Below are 17956 nucleotides of genomic sequence, written 5' to 3' on the forward strand. Positions count from 1 at the left end.
TCCGTTTTACCAACGCGCCCCAAAGGTGTCACGCAAATTTTGCAGTTCTTGTTCAGTCAGCGCAGTGGTTTGAGGCTGCAGCACCATCAAACGGGCCGTTTCTTCCAGTTCTTCCAAGGTGGCCATGGCCGCCCCCGGCGTGTCGTGCCACACATTGGGCCCCAGGCGCGGCAGCATCACGGCGCGGATGGGTGTGCCGCGCGCGGCGTATTGGGCAATGAGGTCGGCCACTTCTTGCGCCGCAGCGGGGCTGCCGGGGTGGTGATAGGCCACGATCGGCACATGCCCGACTTTCATCACGAAATAAGGCGTGATGGGTGGCAGCAATTCTGGCCCGGCGGCATTCAAGCTGAGCGCCACGCAATGCGTGCTGTGGGTGTGGATCACGCATCGCGTGGTCGGTGACTGCACCGTGGCCGCGCCATAAACTTGGCGGTGCATGGCGATCGTTTTGCTGGCTTTGTCACCGCTGATTTGCTGGCCTTGCAAGTCCAATTTGGCCAAACGTGCGGGGTCCAGCCAGCCCAAACAAGCGTCGGTGGGGGTGATCAAGAACCCATCGTCCAGTCGCACGCTGATGTTGCCGGCCGTGGCATGCACGTAGCCCCGCGCAAACAGGCTTTGCCCGACACGGCAAATGTCTTCACGGGCTTGGGTTTCGTTCATGGCTTGGCTCCAGTGTGTCCATCTTCCAGCAACAGTTCCTGCAAGGCTTGTGTTTCTTGGGGGCTCAGGCCAATGGCCCCGTGCAGATAGTTGCGCATGCCGCCGTGCTGGGCATCTACCGCGTCAAAAGCCGCCTGCAAAAACGCCGGTTGTACCTGCCACAACACTTTCATCACATGCGGATGGCCTTGACCTTCCAAGCGGGCATCGCGTTTGTAAAGCTGGTTGGTGAGCAAGTAATCGTGCTCGATGGTGGCGCGGTCCACACCCAGGGCCGACAGCAGCAGTGCGGCGGCAAAACCCGTGCGGTCTTTGCCAGCGGTGCAGTGAAACACCTGCGGGTTGGGTTGTTCCAGCAGGTGCTTCAAAAAGCGACCGAAAGTATCCGCGTTGCGGTTCACGAAATCCCGGTAGGTCTCGCGCATCAGGTCCACGGTTTCTTCGGTGGTGGGCACCACGCCCTGCGCCACCAGCGCTTGCATGCGTGCGATCACCGTGGGCTCGATGGGCAATGCCAAACGCTGGACCCCAGGAATCGCGTAGGGCGTGAGGGTGAATTCGCCCTTGCCCCGAAAGTCCAAGCTGTGCCGTACACCCAGCGCCTGTAATTGCAGGTGGTCTTCAGGGGTGAGCCCTGCCAAATGGTCTGAGCGGAAAACCTGGCCCCGCCGCACGCGGCGGCCCTCGGCGTTGCGGTAACCGCCAAGATCACGAAAATTTGAGGCGCCTTGCAGCAGAGCAGGGGGTACCGGGTTCATGGCCATCCAATCAACAATCCATTTGCTTCAAGCAAAGCGCTATTGTCGTGTGCCCGCCAAGGGGCATCCGTTGCCCGATGCGACAAGCCCCTAGACAAGAGCCGACAGGTGGCACACGGCTTGCTTGTGGTGGTGATGCAGCTCGAATCACCGCTTCCCTTGAACCCCACGCCCATCACCCCGGGACTCATGGCCGTCACCGACGCCTGGCGCAACCCCTTGGGCTTGATGCTGGCTTCGACGGGCGAAGGGGTTTTCGGGGTGGATCTGGACGGACTGTGTGTCTTCATCAATCCGGCCGGGGCCCGCATGATTGGCCTGGAGTCTGAGCAGGTGCTGGGTCAGAACATGCACGTTCTGACGCACCATTCGCATGGGGACGGCGCGCACTACCCGATGGATGACTGTCCCATTTACAACGCTTTTCGAAAAGGCCAGCCTTGCCGCATCGACAGCGAGGTGTTCTGGCGGGCAGATGGCAGCAGCTTTCCGGTGGCGTATTCCAGCTACCCGGTGTTTGACCAGGGCGAGGTGCGCGGCGCGGTGGTGACCTTTGCAGACATCACCGAGCGAAAACACGCCGAAGACGCCTTGCACCAAGCCAAAAGCGAGTTGGAGCAGCGTGTGGCCGAACGCACCCAAGCGCTCGAAACCGCTTTGCAGCAATTGCGCGAGTTGGCCGCTTGGTCGGATGCCGTGCGAGAAGAAGAGCGCACCCGCATTGCCCGCGAGGTGCACGACGAGTTGGGCAGCTTGCTGGTGGCACTCAAGATGGATGTGGGCTGGTTGGACAAGCGCTTGTCAGAACAAGGGCAACGCGTCGCCGTTCAGGCGCCCAACACGCCAGAGACCATGAACGGGAAAATGCGCGAAAAGTGCCAAAACATGGGTCGCCTGATCGAAAACGCGGTGGTCAATGTGGGCCGCATCATCACCGACCTGCGCCCCAGCATCCTGGACCACCAAGGGCTGTGGGGCGCTTTGGAATGGCAAGCGCAAGAGTTCGTGCAGTCGGCCGAACAAGAACTCAAATGGTGCATGGACGTGGACGAGCAGCGCGTGTTGCCCGAGCCCATGGCCATGGCGGTGTTCCGCATTTTTCAGGAGATGCTGAGCAACGTGGGTCGCCATGCCCGTGCCCGAACTGTGGACGTGGACATGGTGGAGCGTGAGGGCTGGTTGCACCTGTCGGTGGAAGACGACGGTTGCGGTGCCTTGGCGCAGGCTTTCGAGTCTGCACAGGCCTACGGCATCATGGGCATGCGCGAGCGGGCACGGCATTTTGGCGGTGAGATTGACATCGACAGCCAACCTGGCCGAGGCACCCGCATGCGCTTGTCCATGCCCTTGCCCCATGACGGGGAGGCGCCATGACTGGAACGGTCCGCGTGCTGTTGGGCGATGACCACAAGATCGTGCGCGAAGGTCTGAAAATGGTGCTGGCAGATGACCCGAGCCTGCAGGTGGTGGCCGAGGCCGATACGGGCCCTGGGGTGCTGGCCGCCGTGCAAACGCTGCAAGGTCCGCAAGGCATCGACGTGGTCTTGCTCGACATCGCCATGCCCGGCATGGACGGCCTGGACGTGTTGCAAAACCTGCGGCGTGACTGGCCCGGCCTGCCCGTGCTGATGCTCAGCACCTATCCCGAAAAGCAATATGCGGTGCGCTGCATCCAGCTGGGTGCATCGGGGTATCTGAACAAAAGCACCGACACCGACGCCTTGATGGGCGCACTGCGGCGCGTGTCTGCAGGTGGCATGCACGTCTCGCCCGCCACGGCCGAGGCGCTGGCCAGCTTGGTCAGCCCGGGCCGCACCAAAAGCGGGATCGAATTGCTCTCGCACCGCGAGCACCAGGTTTACCTTTTGTTGACGCAAGGCCACACCGTGAGCGAAATTGGTGCACAACTGAGCCTGGCCCCCAATACGGTGAGCACATACCGTGCACGCATCCTGGAAAAGACGGGCACCAAAAACGATGTGGAGCTGGCTTTGTACGCGCAAAGCCTGAGCGGGGCACAGGGCAGCCCCTTCGGTTGAGGCGCTGGCATGGCATGGCCGTGGGTTTTGTAGGGCCAGCCCTACACCGCATCGACAGTCGCCCCACTGAATGCAGCCGTGGGCTGCCGATGACCTGCATTCCAGCATTTCTGGCCCACAGCTTGCATAGACCTGAGCATCTTCAACAAAGCGAGCTAGCCATGTCTGAATTTTTTGACCCGTACAACGCCGACCGCCCCCTGATGCTCAAGTGCAGCTGCGGCCGCGACCATTCGCCTGCCGATCACCACGCCGCGGTCGCTGCCGATGCCGCTGCTGCAAAACTGCGCGCCCGGTCGGAGACCGCCGAGTTCGAAGCCTACAGCCAGGAGTTCATCGAAGCGACCTTGGTCAAGGCCTTATTTCCACAGGACCAAGAGCGCCGCATGTTCTTGCGTGCCGTGGGCAAAAAGACCGCCATGGCCGCCATTGCCAGCGTGTTGCCCGTGGCCAGCTTGCAGGCCTTGGCGCAAAGCAAAGGCCCCTTGGAAAAAACCAACCTCAAGATCGGCTTCATCCCAATCACTTGTGCCACGCCGCTCATCATGGCCGAGCCGCTGGGCTTCTACCAAAAGCAGGGCCTGAACGTCGAAGTGACCAAGACCGCAGGCTGGGCCTTGATCCGCGACAAGATGATCAACAAGGAATACGACGCCACGCATTTTCTGTCGCCCATGCCCTTGGCCATCAGCATGGGGCTGGGTGCCAGCGCCACGCCCATGAACGTGGCCACCATCCAGAACATCAACGGCCAGGCCATCACCTTGGCTGTCAAGCACAAGAACAACCGCGATCCGAAGAACTGGAAGGGCTTCAAGTTTGCGGTGCCCTTCGATTACTCGATGCACAACTTCTTGCTGCGCTACTACCTGGCCGAAAACGGCATCAACCCCGACACCGATGTGCAAATCCGTGTGGTGCCGCCGCCAGAGATGGTGGCCAACTTGCGCTCGGGCAACATCGACGGCTTCCTCGGTCCCGATCCCTTCAACCAGCGTGCGGTGTTCGACGAAGTCGGCTTCATCCACCTGCTGACCAAAGACCTGTGGAATGGCCACCCCTGCTGCGCCTTTGGCACCAGCACCGAATTCATTCAAAAGAATCCCAACACCTTTGCTGCCCTTTACCGTGCGGTGCTCACAGCCGCTGCCATGGCGCGCCAGCCCGGCAACCGCGAGTTGATCGCCAAGGTGATTTCGCCAGCGCAGTACCTGAACCAACCCGAGGCGGTGATTGCCCAGGTGTTGACGGGCAAGTTTGCCGACGGCTTGGGCAAGGTGCAAAACGTGCCCGACCGTGCCGACTTTGATCCGATGCCATGGCAGAGCATGGCGGTGTGGATGCTCACGCAAATGAAGCGTTGGGGCTATGTGAAAGGCGATGTGGATTACAGGCAAATCGCCGAGAAGGTGTTCCTCATCACCGATGCGCGCAAGCACATGAAAGAGCTGGGCCACAGCTTTGCCGCCACCACGCCTTACCCGAAGTACAAGATCATGGGCAAAGAGTTTGACCCCGCCAAGCCTGAGGACTACATCAAGAGCTTCGCGATCAACAAGATGGGCTGAGGCACATGAAAACCACGCACCTCAATTTGCGCGCGGCCATGGTCTCGCTGCTCATGTTCCTGGTTTTTCTGGGGGCGTGGCAACTGTCTGCCACCGCCCCCACGGTGGCCGGCGCTGCCAAGGTGGGCATGACGGCCGAAGAGATCGAATACCAAAAGATGATGGGCAAAGATCCTGGCGCGGTCAAAAGCACCGGGTTTCCGCCGCCCCTTGAAGTGGGCAAGGCCATGATCGGCCATCTGGCCGATCCTTTCTATGACAAAGGCCCCAACGACAAAGGCATCGGCATCCAATTGGCGCATTCGCTGGGTCGTGTGGCCCTGGGTTTTTTCCTGGCCGTGCTGGTGGCCTTGCCGGTGGGCTTCATGATTGGCATGTCGCCCCTCATGCGCAAGGCGTTTGACCCCTTCATCCAGGTGCTCAAACCCATCAGCCCGCTGGCTTGGATGCCGCTGGCGCTGTACACCCTCAAAGACTCCGAGGTCAGCGGCATCTTCGTCATCTTCATCTGCTCGGTCTGGCCCATGCTCATCAACACCGCTTTTGGGGTGGCTGCGGTCAAGCGCGAATGGCTCAACGTGGCCAGCACGCTGGAAGTGCAGCCGCTGCGCAAGGCCTTCTTGGTGATCTTGCCTGCAGCGGCCCCCACCATCGTCACCGGCATGCGCATCAGCATGGGCATCGCCTGGCTGGTGATCGTGGCCGCCGAAATGCTGGTGGGCGGCACGGGTGTGGGCTACTTCGTGTGGAACGAGTGGAACAACCTCTCGCTGGTGAATGTGATTTTTGCGGTGCTGGTGATCGGTGTGGTCGGCATGTTGCTGGACTTGGCATTTGCCCAAGTACAAAAGGCGGTGACCTATGTGGAGTGACACCAGTCAACGCGAATGGGCCGCACCCAGCGCACCGATGCCTGTGGCCTCTGCGGTCGCAATTTCACCCGACATTTCTGCATTGCAACCCAAGGCCCAAGCCATGACCGCTTTCCTCAAGATCGAAAAACTGGGCAAGGCCTACCAAAGCGACAAGCCGGTGTTTTCGGATGTGTCTTTCACCATCGACAAGGGTGAGTTTGTCTGCATCATCGGCCACTCGGGCTGCGGCAAGACCACCATCCTGAACGTGTTGGCGGGTCTGGACACGGCCAGCACGGGCCACGCCTTCATGGATGGGCGCGAGATCGCAGGCCCGAGCCTTGAGCGCGGGGTGGTGTTCCAAAGCCATGCGCTCATGCCCTGGCTCACGGTGCGGCAAAACATCGCGTTTGCTGTTCGGTCCAAGTGGCCCGAGTGGAAGGCGCCGCAGGTCAATCTGCATGTGGAAAAACACGTCGGCATGGTCGGCTTGCTGCACGCCATCGACAAAAAACCCAGCCAGCTCTCGGGCGGCATGAAGCAGCGCGTGGGCATCGCCCGTGCCTTTGCCATCCAGCCCAAGATGCTGCTGCTCGACGAGCCTTTTGGCGCGCTCGATGCGCTCACGCGCGGCACCATCCAGGATGAGCTGATGACCATCGTGCGCCAGACACAGCAAACCGTCTTCATGATCACGCACGACGTTGACGAGGCCATTTTGTTGTCCGACCGCATCTTGCTCATGAGCAACGGCAACGACTCAGTCGGCGGCTATGTGCCCGGTGGCCTGGCCGAAGTGGTGGTCAACCCACTGCCGCGTGAACGCACGCGTGCCCAGCTGCACCACCTGAGTGGCTACTACGACATGCGCAACCACATCGTCGACTTTTTGGTGTCCCGCGCCAAAGCCCATTGATTCCCCCATTTTTTTCAATCAACCCCTCAAGAGGTCTTTCATGAACCGTTTAGAAGTCACCGAAAAAATCATCACCACCAAAGTGGCCAAAGGCATCAAGTGGAGCGACGTCGCCGACAAAGTCGGCCTGTCCAAAGAATGGGTCACCGCCGGGTGCCTGGGCCAGATGACCTTTGACGCCAAGCAGGCCAAAATCATCGGCAAGATCTTTGGCCTGAGCGCCGACGAGATCAAGTGGCTGCAAGTCGTGCCCTACAAAGGCTCGCTGCCCAGCCAAGTGCCCACCGACCCGCTGATTTACCGCTGGTACGAGATCGTGAGCGTGTACGGCACCACCATCAAAGAGCTGATTCACGAAGAATTTGGCGACGGCATCATGAGCGCCATCGACTTCAGCATGGACATCGTGCGCCAACCCGACCCCAAGGGCGACCGGGTGAATGTGGTGTTATCGGGCAAGTTCTTGCCGTACAAGCAGTACTGACCTTTCACTGGCAAGGGCAACCCAGCCAGATCGGTCTGGCTGCCCAAACACCCTCAGACAAGACGGTTTTTAGCCTTTGTAGGCGGTTAAAATGCACGCTTCCCAAGGAGCGTTGCAGCCCGCCGCCTTACAGGCGCAGCAGGTCAGGCTTGGGGCCGTTCAATGTCTGAATGATTTTGCACAACGACGCTCACCTGATGATCCAAGGTGAGCCCGTGTCTGTTGTCGCGTCTGAAACCGTCTCTGTCGCCCCCATGAAGCTGTCCGGCTTGGAGCCTGTCTCCATCGGCACGGCTTCGCTTTTCGTCAACGTGGGTGAGCGCACCAACGTGACGGGCTCCAAGGCCTTTGCCCGCATGATCCTGAATGGCGAGTACGAGCAGGCCTTGGCCGTGGCGCGTCAGCAGGTGGAAAACGGCGCGCAAATCATCGACGTCAACATGGACGAAGCCATGCTCGACAGCCAAGCGGCCATGGTGCGGTTTTTGAACCTGATGGCCGGTGAGCCGGACATCGCCCGCGTGCCCGTGATGGTGGATTCGAGCAAATGGACCGTGATCGAGGCCGGTCTGCGTTGCATCCAGGGCAAGGGCATCGTCAATTCCATCAGCATGAAAGAAGGCCTGGAGGAGTTCAAGCGCCAAGCCAAGTTGGTCAAGCGTTATGGTGCGGCGGCTGTGGTCATGGCCTTTGACGAAAAAGGCCAGGCCGACACCTACCAGCGCAAGGTGGAGATTTGCGAACGCGCTTACCGCGTGTTGGTGGACGAGGTGGGCTTTCCCCCTGAAGACATCATTTTTGACCCCAATATTTTTGCCATCGCCACCGGCATTGAAGAGCACGACAACTACGCGGTGGACTTCATTGAGGCCACGCGCTGGATCAAGCAGAACTTGCCGGGCGCCAAGGTGTCGGGCGGTGTCTCGAACGTGAGTTTCTCGTTCCGTGGCAACGACCCGGTGCGCGAGGCCATCCACACCGTGTTCCTGTACCACGCGATTCAGGCGGGCATGGACATGGGCATCGTGAACGCAGGCATGGTCGGTGTTTATGACGACATTGAACCGGTGCTGCGCGAGCGTGTGGAGGATGTGGTTTTGAACCGCCGTCCTGATGCGGGCGAACGCTTGATCGAAGTGGCCGACAGCGCCAAAGGCGCAGCCAAAGACGAAAGCACCAAACTGGCTTGGCGCGGTACGCCCGATGCCCCCGTGAGCGTGGCGCAGCGTTTGAGTTACGCACTGGTGCATGGCATCACCGACTTCATCAACGAAGACACCGAAGCCGCTTACCAAGACCTGTTGGCCCAAGGTGGCCGCCCCTTGCATGTGATCGAAGGCCCCTTGATGGATGGCATGAACGTGGTCGGCGACCTGTTCGGCCAGGGCAAGATGTTTTTGCCGCAGGTGGTGAAAAGCGCCCGGGTGATGAAGCAGGCCGTGGCGCATTTGTTGCCCTACATCGAGGCCGAAAAACTCGCACAAGAAGCCGCTGGCGAAGACGTCAAAGCCAAGGGCAAGATCGTGATCGCCACCGTCAAGGGCGATGTGCACGACATCGGCAAAAACATCGTCACCGTGGTTTTGCAGTGCAACAACTTTGAAGTGGTCAACATGGGCGTGATGGTGCCCTGCCACGAAATTTTGGCCAAAGCCAAAGCCGAGAACGCTGACATCATTGGCCTGTCAGGCCTGATCACCCCCAGCCTGGAAGAGATGCAGTATGTGGCCGCCGAGATGGAAAAAGACGCTTATTTCCGTGACCGCCAGATGCCACTGCTGATTGGGGGTGCCACTTGCAGCCGCGTGCACACGGCCGTGAAAATTTCGCCGCACTACAGCGGCCCGGTGGTCTATGTGCCCGATGCTTCACGCAGCGTGGGCGTGGCGCAGGGATTGCTGTCGGAGCAAGCGGCCAAGTTCATTGCCGACCTGAACACCGACTATGGCAAAGTGCGCGAGCAGCACGCCAACAAAAAGCAAACCCCGATGTGGACGCTGGTGCAGGCCCGCGCCAACAAGACGCCGGTCGATTGGTCGCAAGGCGTGCCCGCTGCGCCCAAGTTCATTGGTCGCCGTGTGTTCAAAAACTACGACTTGGCCGAGATTGCGCAATACATCGATTGGGGCCCGTTCTTTCAGACCTGGGATTTGGCAGGCCCCTACCCCGCCATCCTTGACGATGAGATCGTCGGTGAGCAAGCCCGCAAGGTCTTGGCCGATGGCCAGGCCATGCTGCAAAAAATCATCGACGGCCGCTGGGTCACGGCGAATGCTGTGCTGGGCTTGTACCCCGCCAACAGCGTGAACGACGACGACATCGCGCTTTATACCGATACATCGCGCAGCCAAGTGGCCATGACCTGGCGCGGCCTGCGTCAGCAGACCGAAAAGCAACGCATCGACAACGTGATGCGCCCCAGCCGATGCTTGGCCGATTTCGTCGCGCCACAAGGCACAGCCCCAGACCATGTCGGCGTGTTTGCCGTCACGGCAGGGATTGGCGCTGACAAACGCGCCGAAGCCTTTGAAGCCGCGCACGACGACTACAGCGCCATCATGCTCAAGTCACTGGCCGACCGTTTGGCTGAAGCCTTGGCCGAGTGCCTGCACCGCAAAGTGCGCACCGACCTGTGGGGCTACGCCGCTGGCGAGACGCTCAGCAACGACGAGATGATTGCTGAAAAATACCAGGGCATCCGCCCCGCGCCCGGCTACCCCGCTTGCCCCGACCACAGCGCCAAACAAGCCATGTTCGAGTTGTTGCAATGTCAGGACATTGGCATGGGCCTGACCGAGAGCCTGGCCATGACCCCTGCAGCCAGCGTGTCTGGTTTTTACATCGCCCACCCTGAGGCGCAGTATTTCAGCGTGGGCAAAGTGGGCGATGACCAGGTGCAAGACTTGGCGCAGCGCAGCGGGGTGGACGTCAAAGATCTGCAGCGCTTATTGGCCCCCAACCTGTAAGGCCCCATGCAAAACTTCTGGACTGCCTGTGGTCATCAGCATCTGACGCGCAATGAGCGCGGCTGGATGATGGCCACCCCCGACTATTGGCGTTTGTGGTTGGAGCGCCCAGAGTTGGCCTTGGTTCCGGAGTCGTGCAAAGCCGAAAAGCGCTTGCACCAAGCGCTGTTGGATACGCCTTTGATGCAGGTGACGCCCGCGCAACTCAAAGCCTTCAAGGACGATGATGCGCGCGAAAACTACGAGCTGTTTTTGCGATTTCGAGATGAGGTGGAGAGTGCGGGTTCACTCGAAGCGGCCTACATGGCTTGGCAAAAGTCCGGCAACATCCAAATGCCGCCGCTGTTCATCGACGTGGTGGTGCAAGCCATTGTGTGCAATGTGCTGTCCGAGGTGCAAGACGCCTGGGTTTGGCGGGCGGCCGAGTTGCTGTTTCGCCGTCAGCGCATCACCATCGAGGGCGGTCGGGTGCTGTCGGGCGACAGCGACACGCTGGACAGCCTGAAAGCCACCGGTGGCTTGGGTGAGATGGGCCGTTTGCTGATGGAAGGCGGCGCCACCCTCAAGGCCGTGGATGTCAAGGTGCTGCACACTGACAACGCTGAGCGTTATTTCGGGCAGCGCGAGGGCTTGGGCCGTTATGCGTTTTTGCTCGACATGACGCATGAGCTCAAAAACGAATTGCCGCACGGGTTGATCTTGAGCATGGTCAACGCCCGTTCGGGCCTGAAAGCTTTGTCAACCGTGCTGGCCCGCTGGGTTCAGCATTTCTTGGGGGTTGCCGTCAGCATTGAGCCCGTGCAAAAAGTGGACGACCCGGCTTGGCGATGGCATGTGGGGTTGGACGTGACAGCCACCGCTTTGCTCAATGACCTCTACCAAGGTGTTGAGTTGGACGCCAAACGCCAGCAGCAGCTCATCAGTTTGTTCAAGCTGCGTTTTGACAACCCGGATGACATGCGCGCTGATGTGCGTGGCAAGACGGTGTATTTGGGTTTGGCCATGAACGAGCAGGGTCTGCTCAAACTCAAGCCGCAAAACCTGCTGCTGAATTTGCCGCTGATGCAAGAGGTTTGAACCTTTCGGGGCCAGGCGAGTCAACAGTGGAATTCACGATGAGCCCATCGGTATTGATCACACGCGGTCATCCCCCTGGCCTTTGCGGCGGCCAACCCCAGCGCCAACGCACTGCCCGCCGCAGCCCTGCTGGCCAGCTTCATCGGCACCGGCAGCAGCTTTTTGGCGTTTGCCGCACTGGCCTAAAAATGCGGCCTGACCGAAGCCACCGAAACCATCACGGTGTTTGCTGCCACGTGCGTGTGGCCTGAACACTTTGCGTTGTTGGCTTATGGGTTTGCTGCGCTGTGTGCCATCACCACGGGGATGAGGGTGGGGTATCGGCGGTTGGGGTGAGGTTAAGCCGCCATGTGATCAGCTTGGATGGGGCCAATAAGCAAGAACATTAACTTAGAGTTCAGCGGTGCACGGCACCTGCGCGCGTCCGTTGGAGAGGCAAGTTAGAAGTGGTCGCTTCAAGACGCTCGGCCAGCCAAATCTTGATAACAGACTGCCGTGTAACTCCCAGTTTGCTAGCTTCACGATCTAGTGAGTCAATCATCCATGTTGGAAAATCGACATTCACCCGCTTCTGTTCTTGCAGAACGCGCTTGGCTTTGGATAAATCCAAAGAGGTCGTGATGTCGTCGCCCTCATCAAACTGTTGCTCGAACTTCTTAGCTTTCATAAAGTACCACCTCTTCTGTGCGTTCGCAACACATCTTACGGTTCTATATCGGAGATGAATATCCTAGCAAGGATGCCGGAAGTGAATAACAACTTGGCTTTAACCCGTATTGGATCTCCCGAGGCAAGTGCCATAGCGTAAGGATTGTGTGGGTATTTAAGAAATGGATCAGAAATTTCCGTGGTTACTCGGAATTCTTCTGGGTAGCCGAAGGGGTGTGCTTTGGCAGTGCCACGCTTTGTGTCAAGCTCGGACAGGCGTACGGTGATCACTTCCACGCCAGTTAGCTCATCTGGGCCATTTTTGCGAATCTCTTCTGCATCAGCCAAGTTGTACGTATTTTTGAATCGACCGTCACGAGTGGAAACGGTGAGTAGTGCAGCGCTTGGGCCGATGGGTGAAACAGCCATACGGCTTGCACTGCGCATCTCCACCGCCATACGTTCAACAGTATCAAGTAGGCGGCCGATTACTCGCTCATCCAGGGAGCCGAGTTCTTTGATGGCTAGTTCCAGAGAATGTTTTAGTGCTTCCGTCTCTGCCGGCTTGTTGGCATTACGTGTAAGAAACCAGTTCACCAGAATTGCAGCTACGGCTCCAAATGAGCCGGAGATGATTTGATGCTGCTTCACGAATTCCCAGAACGCGGCAACAGTAAAACAGTTTGCCTTTGGCTCTTCTGCGAGGAGCCTGACTGAATGGGTAACGAAGTAGCGTGAGTAGCGCTGGGTGACGGCGAAGTGGGCTGCAACTGAAGCTATGCGCGCGAGTCCCTGCATTGACTCCCCCAAGGCATACAGCTCGATCTTGTGTTGCTCTGCATCGATTCCGTCGAATCTGAAGATAAGTCCATCGTCCTGTTCGATCATGCCTGCTCCATGATATTTTTGGCTCTATTGATTGGTTGCCCGCCAGAAAGCCAAACATGATGTTCAGCGCAAAACCCGGTTGATACACCCGGCTCGTGTCGATACATCTTTTTGTTGAAATCGTTGCAAGTGGCTCACGCCATGGGTTTCAGGCCAAGCTCTGTAGGTGCATGCAGGATTGAATTCCAGCCTAAACCCGCAATCTAGCCCCTTGCAACTTCCCTCCCGCACCATCCAGCGCAACAGGCATGAAGCGCCCAACTATACCCAAATAAATACGAAAAATTAGCTACAAAAACTTTGCGCGTTCATTCTTCACCAGCCCCCCAACTCACCCCAAGCACCAACTGGTACGCGCCATTGCGGCGAATATGCCGCTTATTCGCCGCATTTTTTGCGGTGAAAAATGACGCCTCAGCGCCTTCACAAACCGATTGCACGACACTATGACTTGCAAGGGCGACACATTGAGCGACATAATGGGTACATATACTGTCGCTCTTGGTCGCGCTTAACTCCTTGAGTGCGACAAATTGACCCTAAAGGCCACCCCATGCCCCGCATCACCCCCGCCGACGAATTGCAATGGATCGAATCCATCGTGGCCGCGCACCCGGGCGGGATCGGCGTTGCCGAGATCGAGGGGGTCATGGCGCAGCGCCAGGGCGGGGCGCTGAACCGCCGTACTTTGCAGCGCCGCTTGCTCAAACTCATGAATGCTCAGCGGATCGCGTCTGAGGGGCAGAGCATTGCGCTGGTCTACAAGCCGGTGGCGCAGACATGGGCGCAGTTTGCGGGTGGGGGCGTCAGTGCCCCTTTGAGCATGGGAGTCGGCGCGGCCGAGGCGGAGCCCGATCTGCCGGTCTCGCCCGCAGGCGCCAGCATCCGTGACCGGGTCCGTCAGCCGCTGATGCACCGCCGCCCGGTGGGTTATCGGCGTGAGTTTTTAGCGGCGTATCAGCCGGGCGTCACGTTTTATTTGCCAGCATCGCTGCGAAGCCAGCTGCACGAGATGGGACGCACCCCTGCACATGAGCACCCCGCAGGCACTTACGCCCGCGACATCTTGAGCCGTTTGTTGGTGGATTTGTCGTGGGCTTCATCGCGGCTGGAGGGCAATACCTACAGCCGCCTGGACACGCAAAACCTGATCGAGCATGGTCAGGCTGCGCAGGGCAAGGACGCCATCGAAACGCAGATGATCCTGAACCACAAAGCCGCCATCGAGATGCTGATGGAGGACACGGACGAGGACACGAACGAGGTGGGCTTTGATGCCTTCACGTTCAAAAACTTGCATGCGGTCTTGTCGCAAGACCTGATGCGCGACCCGCAGGCCAGTGGCAGGCTGCGTCGGCGCGTGGTCGAGATTTCGGGCACGGTGTTTCACCCCGTCGCCATGCCCCAGGTGATTGAGGACTGTTTTGAACTGCTGCTTGGCAAAGCTGCCGCCATTACCGATCCGTTTGAGCAGGCGTTTTTCCTCATGGTGCAGCTGCCGTATTTGCAGCCGTTTGAAGATGTGAACAAACGCGTGTCGCGCATTGCCGCCAACATGCCGCTGATCCAGCACAAGCTGTGCCCCTTGTCGTTCATCGATGTGCCCGAACGGGCTTACATCGAGGGCACTTTTGGGGTGTATGAGCTCAACGAGGTCGATTTGTTGCGCGACGTGTTTGTGTGGGCGTATGAGCGCTCGTGCCAGCGTTATCTGGCCACCACCCAAACCATGGTGGAGCCAAACCCCCTCAAGATCAAATACCGCGAGGCGCTGATTCAGGCGGTGCAGGCGGTGGTCAAGGGCCTGCAAACGCCCACACCAGACGCGCTGGCCCCCGTGGTGGCGCGCATGCAGGTGCCCGCAGCCGACCAGGAGGCGTTCACCTGCATGCTGGCCGAGGCGCTGCAGCAGTTGCACGAAGGCAGTGTGGCCCGCTACCGGTTGCGTCGCTCTGAATACCTGGCCTGGCAGTTGGCTTGCTCGGGAGGTGGCGATCACCCGTCACCTTTTGGCCAGCCGCACTGAAGGGTCTGTTCATCGGCGTTATCGTTCACAGTCTTGGGCAGCGCGCATCTCGCACCATCCGCCAAGTGATCGCCCCATCAGGAGTTCCCCTTTCATGCGTCTTCGTCAAATTGTTTTGTTGCTCTTGCTGGCGCTGGCCATCGGTGCATTGGTGGCGCTGGACTTGGGGCCTTATCTGAGCTTTGAACAGCTCAAGGCCAGCCAAGCCAATTTTGACCAGCTTTATGCACAGCAGCCTGTGATGGTGGCCGCCGTTTACTTTGGGGTGTATGTTTTGGCCACGGCCTTGTCGATTCCGGGCGCGGTGATCATCACCTTGGCGGGCGGGGCCGTGTTCGGCTTGTGGTGGGGCTTGTTGATCGTGTCATTTGCCTCGACCCTCGGCGCCACCTTGGCTTTCCTGGTTTCGCGCTTTGTGCTGCGCGATTGGGTCGAAGCCCGCTTTGGCCAACGCCTGGCCGACATCAACGCGGGTGTGGACAAAGAGGGCGCGTTTTACCTGTTCAGTTTGCGCTTGATTCCGGTGGTGCCGTTTTTCTTGATCAACCTGCTCATGGGCCTCACGCGCATGAAGACCGTGACGTTTTATGTGGTGAGCCAGATCGGCATGTTGGCCGGCACCGCGGTGTACGTGAATGCAGGCACGCAATTGGCGCAACTGGATTCGGTGCAGGGCATTTTGAGCCCGGCGCTTTGGGGCAGCTTTCTGCTGCTGGGCATCTTTCCCTTGTTGGCGCGGCGTGTGGTGGCGGTCATCCACCAGCGAAAAGTCTATGCCCGTTGGGCCAGCGTGCGCCCCAAGACCTTTGACCGCAACCTGATCGTGATCGGCGGGGGTGCGGCCGGTTTGGTGTCGGCCTACATTGCCGCTGCCGTCAAAGCCAAAGTGACTTTGATCGAAGCGCACAAGATGGGTGGCGACTGCCTGAATTACGGTTGCGTGCCGAGCAAGGCCTTGATCAAGAGTGCCAAGCTGGCGCACCAGATGCGCCACGGCGCACAGTACGGCCTGAGCGACACCACGCCCAGCTTCAGTTTCAAGGCGGTGATGCAGCGCGTGCACGGGGTGATCAAGGCGATCGAGCCGCACGACAGTGTGGCGCGTTACACCGGTTTGGGCGTGGAGGTGCTGCAGGGTTACGGCAAGTTGGTGAACCCGTGGACGGTAGAAGTGAGCTTGAACAACGGTCAAGTCCAGCGGCTGACCGCACGGAGCATCGTGATTGCCGCGGGGGCACGGCCTGTGGTGCCGCCCTTGCCAGGCTTGGACGACGTGGGTTATGTCACCAGTGACACGCTGTGGGACGAGTTTGCCAAACTGGACGAGATTCCGAAGCGCATCGTGGTGCTGGGCGGCGGGCCGATTGGCTGCGAGTTGTCGCAAAGCTTTGCGCGCCTGGGCTCACAGGTCACGCAGCTTGAGATGGGCGACCGCATAATGGCGCGCGAGGACGACGAGGTGTCTGCGCTGGCACGCGACGCGCTGCAGGCCGATGGCGTGCAAGTGCTCACTGGGCACAAGGCGCTGCGCTGCGAGCGCCGGGGGGAGGACAAAATTTTGGTGGCCTCCTCACAAGGCCTTGAGGTGGAAATTGGTTTTGACGCCCTGGTTTGTGCCGTGGGCCGTGTGGCACGCCTGCAAGGCTATGGCCTCGAAGACATCGGCGTGACCACGCTCCGCAAGAACTTCACCATTGACACCAACGAGTACTTGCAAACGCTGTACCCCAATATTTATGCCGCAGGTGATGTGGCTGGGCCTTACCAGCTCACCCATGTGGCCGCGCACCAGGCTTGGTATGCGACCGTGAACGCGCTGTTTGGCGACTTCAAATCCTTCAAGGTGGACTACCGCGTCATCCCGTGGGCCACCTTCATCGACCCCGAGGTCGCGAGGGTGGGCCTGAACGAGCAAGAGGCCCAAGCCCAAGGCATCGCTTACGAGGTGACCAAGTACGGCATCGACGACCTGGACCGGGCCATTGCCGACAGCGAAGCACATGGCTTTGTGAAAGTGCTCACCGTGCCCGGGAAAGACCGCATTTTGGGCGTGACCATCGTGGGCTCGCACGCAGGCGATTTGCTGGGCGAATACGTGCTGGCCATGAAACATGGCTTAGGGTTGAACAAGATTTTGGGCACCATCCACACCTACCCGACCATGGCCGAGGCCAACAAGTATGCGGCCGGTGAATGGAAGCGTGCGCATGCGCCGCAAAAGTTACTGGCCTGGGTGAAAAAGTTCCACGATGGGCGGCGCGGATGAACTTGTTGTTGAAGCCTGTCCCTGTGCTGCTGGCGCTGGGCATGGTCTGTGCCACCGCATCTGCTTTCGCGCAGAGTCTCTCGCCTTTGGTGCCACCCGATGGCGCTGCGCCCAGCACTTGGCGCTTTGTGGGCTTTCCCAAGTCCAAGGCCGACATCCCCGCCACCCGCTTCGAGTTGGCCGATGTGCAAGGTGAGCGCGCCCTGAAAGTCAGCACCCGCGCTTCGTATGGCACCTGGGTACACGACTTGAACAATGCTGAGCCGGGCCGCCTGCAATGGCGTTGGCGTCTGGACCAGCCGCTCACAGGCGGCAAAGGCCTTGCCGACATCCTGACCAAAGCCGGTGACGACGCGGCGCTCAAAGTGTGTGTGATGTTCGACCACCCGCTGGACCGCGTGCCATTTGTGGAGCGCACTTTGCTGCGCATCGCACGCAGCGTGAGTGGCGAAGACCTGCCGGCCGCCACGCTGTGCTATGTCTGGGACAGCGTGCACCCTGCTGGCCTGCAAGGCCCTAACCCTTACACCCCGCGCGTGCGCTTCATCACGCTGCAAGGCAAGGGCGCAGGGCTTGCCCAATGGCAAACCGAAACCCGCGATGTGGCCGCCGACTTTGCCAAGTTGTTTGCAGAGGAATGGCCTGCAGGGGCGGCGGCGCCCAAAGTGCGTGCGGTGCTGGTCGGGGCTGACAGCGACAACACGGGCGCTGAAAGCGTGGGCTGGGTGAAGGCACTGACCTGGCTACGCTGAAAGTTGGATGAGCCAGAACCCGTCGCAGGTTTTGCGGGCTGGATGGGT

General features: G+C 59.6%; 16 protein-coding genes and 1 riboswitch. Of the genes, 11 read left to right on the top strand and 5 right to left on the bottom strand.

Translation table 11 applies throughout. The features are described from left to right. Positions 1 to 6: 6 nt before the first annotated feature. Positions 7 to 666: an aldolase gene (locus B472_RS06425; protein WP_019426197.1), complete on the bottom strand. Its 660-nt coding sequence runs from the start codon at positions 664 to 666 to the stop codon at positions 7 to 9. Next, on the bottom strand, positions 663 to 1424 hold the full coding sequence (locus B472_RS06430; RefSeq protein ID WP_026039403.1) for a tyrosine-protein phosphatase: 762 nt from the start codon (positions 1422 to 1424) through the stop codon (positions 663 to 665). The genes B472_RS06425 and B472_RS06430 overlap by 4 nt, the downstream gene beginning before the upstream one ends. 108 nt (positions 1425 to 1532) lie before the next feature. Here B472_RS06430 and B472_RS06435 point away from each other — a divergent pair, with 108 nt between their 5' ends. The 8 genes from B472_RS06435 (at position 1533) to B472_RS06470 (ending at position 11328) form a co-directional block, all read left to right on the top strand. Next, positions 1533 to 2798, top strand: a complete 1266-nt coding sequence (locus tag B472_RS06435; RefSeq protein WP_019426199.1) for a PAS domain S-box protein — start codon at positions 1533 to 1535, stop codon at positions 2796 to 2798. Next, positions 2795 to 3463 (top strand): response regulator transcription factor, encoded by a 669-nt coding sequence (locus tag B472_RS06440; RefSeq protein ID WP_019426200.1) that lies wholly within the window; start codon positions 2795 to 2797, stop codon positions 3461 to 3463. The genes B472_RS06435 and B472_RS06440 overlap by 4 nt, the downstream gene beginning before the upstream one ends. A gap of 161 nt (positions 3464 to 3624) precedes the next feature. Then, positions 3625 to 5031, top strand: coding sequence for a CmpA/NrtA family ABC transporter substrate-binding protein (locus B472_RS06445; protein ID WP_019426201.1), 1407 nt, complete (start codon positions 3625 to 3627; stop codon positions 5029 to 5031). 5 nt (positions 5032 to 5036) lie between these two features. Beyond that, the gene (gene ntrB / locus B472_RS06450; protein WP_019426202.1) at positions 5037 to 5903 is read left to right on the top strand and encodes a nitrate ABC transporter permease; all 867 of its coding nucleotides are present in this window, start codon (positions 5037 to 5039) and stop codon (positions 5901 to 5903) included. Between the two features lie 103 nt (positions 5904 to 6006). After that, on the top strand, positions 6007 to 6801 hold the full coding sequence (locus B472_RS06455) for an ABC transporter ATP-binding protein (RefSeq protein ID WP_238147394.1): 795 nt from the start codon (positions 6007 to 6009) through the stop codon (positions 6799 to 6801). Between the two features lie 40 nt (positions 6802 to 6841). Next, the gene (gene cynS / locus B472_RS06460) at positions 6842 to 7285 is read left to right on the top strand and encodes a cyanase (protein WP_019426204.1); all 444 of its coding nucleotides are present in this window, start codon (positions 6842 to 6844) and stop codon (positions 7283 to 7285) included. Positions 7286 to 7383: 98 nt separating this feature from the next. Next, positions 7384 to 7484: riboswitch (S-adenosyl-L-homocysteine riboswitch) on the top strand. A 55-nt stretch (positions 7485 to 7539) separates the two neighbouring features. Next, positions 7540 to 10251, top strand: coding sequence for a methionine synthase (gene metH, locus B472_RS06465; RefSeq protein ID WP_081504934.1), 2712 nt, complete (start codon positions 7540 to 7542; stop codon positions 10249 to 10251). 6 nt (positions 10252 to 10257) lie between these two features. After that, positions 10258 to 11328, top strand: a complete 1071-nt coding sequence (locus B472_RS06470) for a DUF6352 family protein (protein ID WP_019426206.1) — start codon at positions 10258 to 10260, stop codon at positions 11326 to 11328. Positions 11329 to 11385: 57 nt separating this feature from the next. Here the strand turns inward: B472_RS06470 and B472_RS17085 are convergent, their stop codons facing one another. From B472_RS17085 to B472_RS06485, 3 genes are all read right to left on the bottom strand, one after another. Then, complete coding sequence (locus B472_RS17085; protein WP_157951961.1) at positions 11386 to 11583, bottom strand: hypothetical protein; 198 nt, start codon at positions 11581 to 11583, stop codon at positions 11386 to 11388. 142 nt (positions 11584 to 11725) lie between these two features. Beyond that, positions 11726 to 11995 (bottom strand): type II toxin-antitoxin system BrnA family antitoxin, encoded by a 270-nt coding sequence (brnA, locus tag B472_RS06480; protein WP_019426207.1) that lies wholly within the window; start codon positions 11993 to 11995, stop codon positions 11726 to 11728. A gap of 35 nt (positions 11996 to 12030) precedes the next feature. Then, positions 12031 to 12864, bottom strand: a complete 834-nt coding sequence (locus B472_RS06485; protein ID WP_019426208.1) for a hypothetical protein — start codon at positions 12862 to 12864, stop codon at positions 12031 to 12033. A 553-nt stretch (positions 12865 to 13417) separates the two neighbouring features. Between B472_RS06485 and B472_RS06490 the strand changes: the two genes are divergently transcribed. From B472_RS06490 to B472_RS06500, 3 genes are all read left to right on the top strand, one after another. After that, entirely contained in the window at positions 13418 to 14890 is a 1473-nt protein-coding gene (locus tag B472_RS06490) for a Fic family protein (RefSeq protein ID WP_019426209.1), read from the top strand. Between the two features lie 94 nt (positions 14891 to 14984). Further along, positions 14985 to 17156 (top strand): FAD-dependent oxidoreductase, encoded by a 2172-nt coding sequence (locus B472_RS06495; RefSeq protein WP_019426210.1) that lies wholly within the window; start codon positions 14985 to 14987, stop codon positions 17154 to 17156. Then, entirely contained in the window at positions 17153 to 17908 is a 756-nt protein-coding gene (locus tag B472_RS06500; RefSeq protein WP_019426211.1) for a DUF3047 domain-containing protein, read from the top strand. Before B472_RS06495 ends, B472_RS06500 begins: the two co-directional genes overlap by 4 nt. Positions 17909 to 17956 lie beyond the last annotated feature (48 nt).

The sequence above is a fragment of the Limnohabitans sp. Rim28 genome (assembly GCF_000293865.2).
Classification (GTDB): domain Bacteria; phylum Pseudomonadota; class Gammaproteobacteria; order Burkholderiales; family Burkholderiaceae_C; genus Limnohabitans_A.

Excerpts from the sequence above, each read along its gene's own strand:
- B472_RS06430 (WP_026039403.1), bottom strand. The coding sequence starts at position 1,424 with ATGAACCCGGTACCCCCTGCTCTGCTGCAAGGCGCCTCAAATTTTCGT.
- B472_RS06425 (WP_019426197.1), bottom strand. The coding sequence starts at position 666 with ATGAACGAAACCCAAGCCCGTGAAGACATTTGCCGTGTCGGGCAAAGC.
- brnA (WP_019426207.1), bottom strand. The coding sequence starts at position 11,995 with ATGAAAGCTAAGAAGTTCGAGCAACAGTTTGATGAGGGCGACGACATC.
- B472_RS06500 (WP_019426211.1), top strand. The coding sequence starts at position 17,153 with ATGAACTTGTTGTTGAAGCCTGTCCCTGTGCTGCTGGCGCTGGGCATG.
- B472_RS06445 (WP_019426201.1), top strand. The coding sequence starts at position 3,625 with ATGTCTGAATTTTTTGACCCGTACAACGCCGACCGCCCCCTGATGCTC.
- ntrB (WP_019426202.1), top strand. The coding sequence starts at position 5,037 with ATGAAAACCACGCACCTCAATTTGCGCGCGGCCATGGTCTCGCTGCTC.
- B472_RS06470 (WP_019426206.1), top strand. The coding sequence starts at position 10,258 with ATGCAAAACTTCTGGACTGCCTGTGGTCATCAGCATCTGACGCGCAAT.
- B472_RS06495 (WP_019426210.1), top strand. The coding sequence starts at position 14,985 with ATGCGTCTTCGTCAAATTGTTTTGTTGCTCTTGCTGGCGCTGGCCATC.
- metH (WP_081504934.1), top strand. The coding sequence starts at position 7,540 with ATGAAGCTGTCCGGCTTGGAGCCTGTCTCCATCGGCACGGCTTCGCTT.
- B472_RS06490 (WP_019426209.1), top strand. The coding sequence starts at position 13,418 with ATGCCCCGCATCACCCCCGCCGACGAATTGCAATGGATCGAATCCATC.
- cynS (WP_019426204.1), top strand. The coding sequence starts at position 6,842 with ATGAACCGTTTAGAAGTCACCGAAAAAATCATCACCACCAAAGTGGCC.
- B472_RS06455 (WP_238147394.1), top strand. The coding sequence starts at position 6,007 with ATGACCGCTTTCCTCAAGATCGAAAAACTGGGCAAGGCCTACCAAAGC.
- B472_RS06485 (WP_019426208.1), bottom strand. The coding sequence starts at position 12,864 with ATGATCGAACAGGACGATGGACTTATCTTCAGATTCGACGGAATCGAT.
- B472_RS06440 (WP_019426200.1), top strand. The coding sequence starts at position 2,795 with ATGACTGGAACGGTCCGCGTGCTGTTGGGCGATGACCACAAGATCGTG.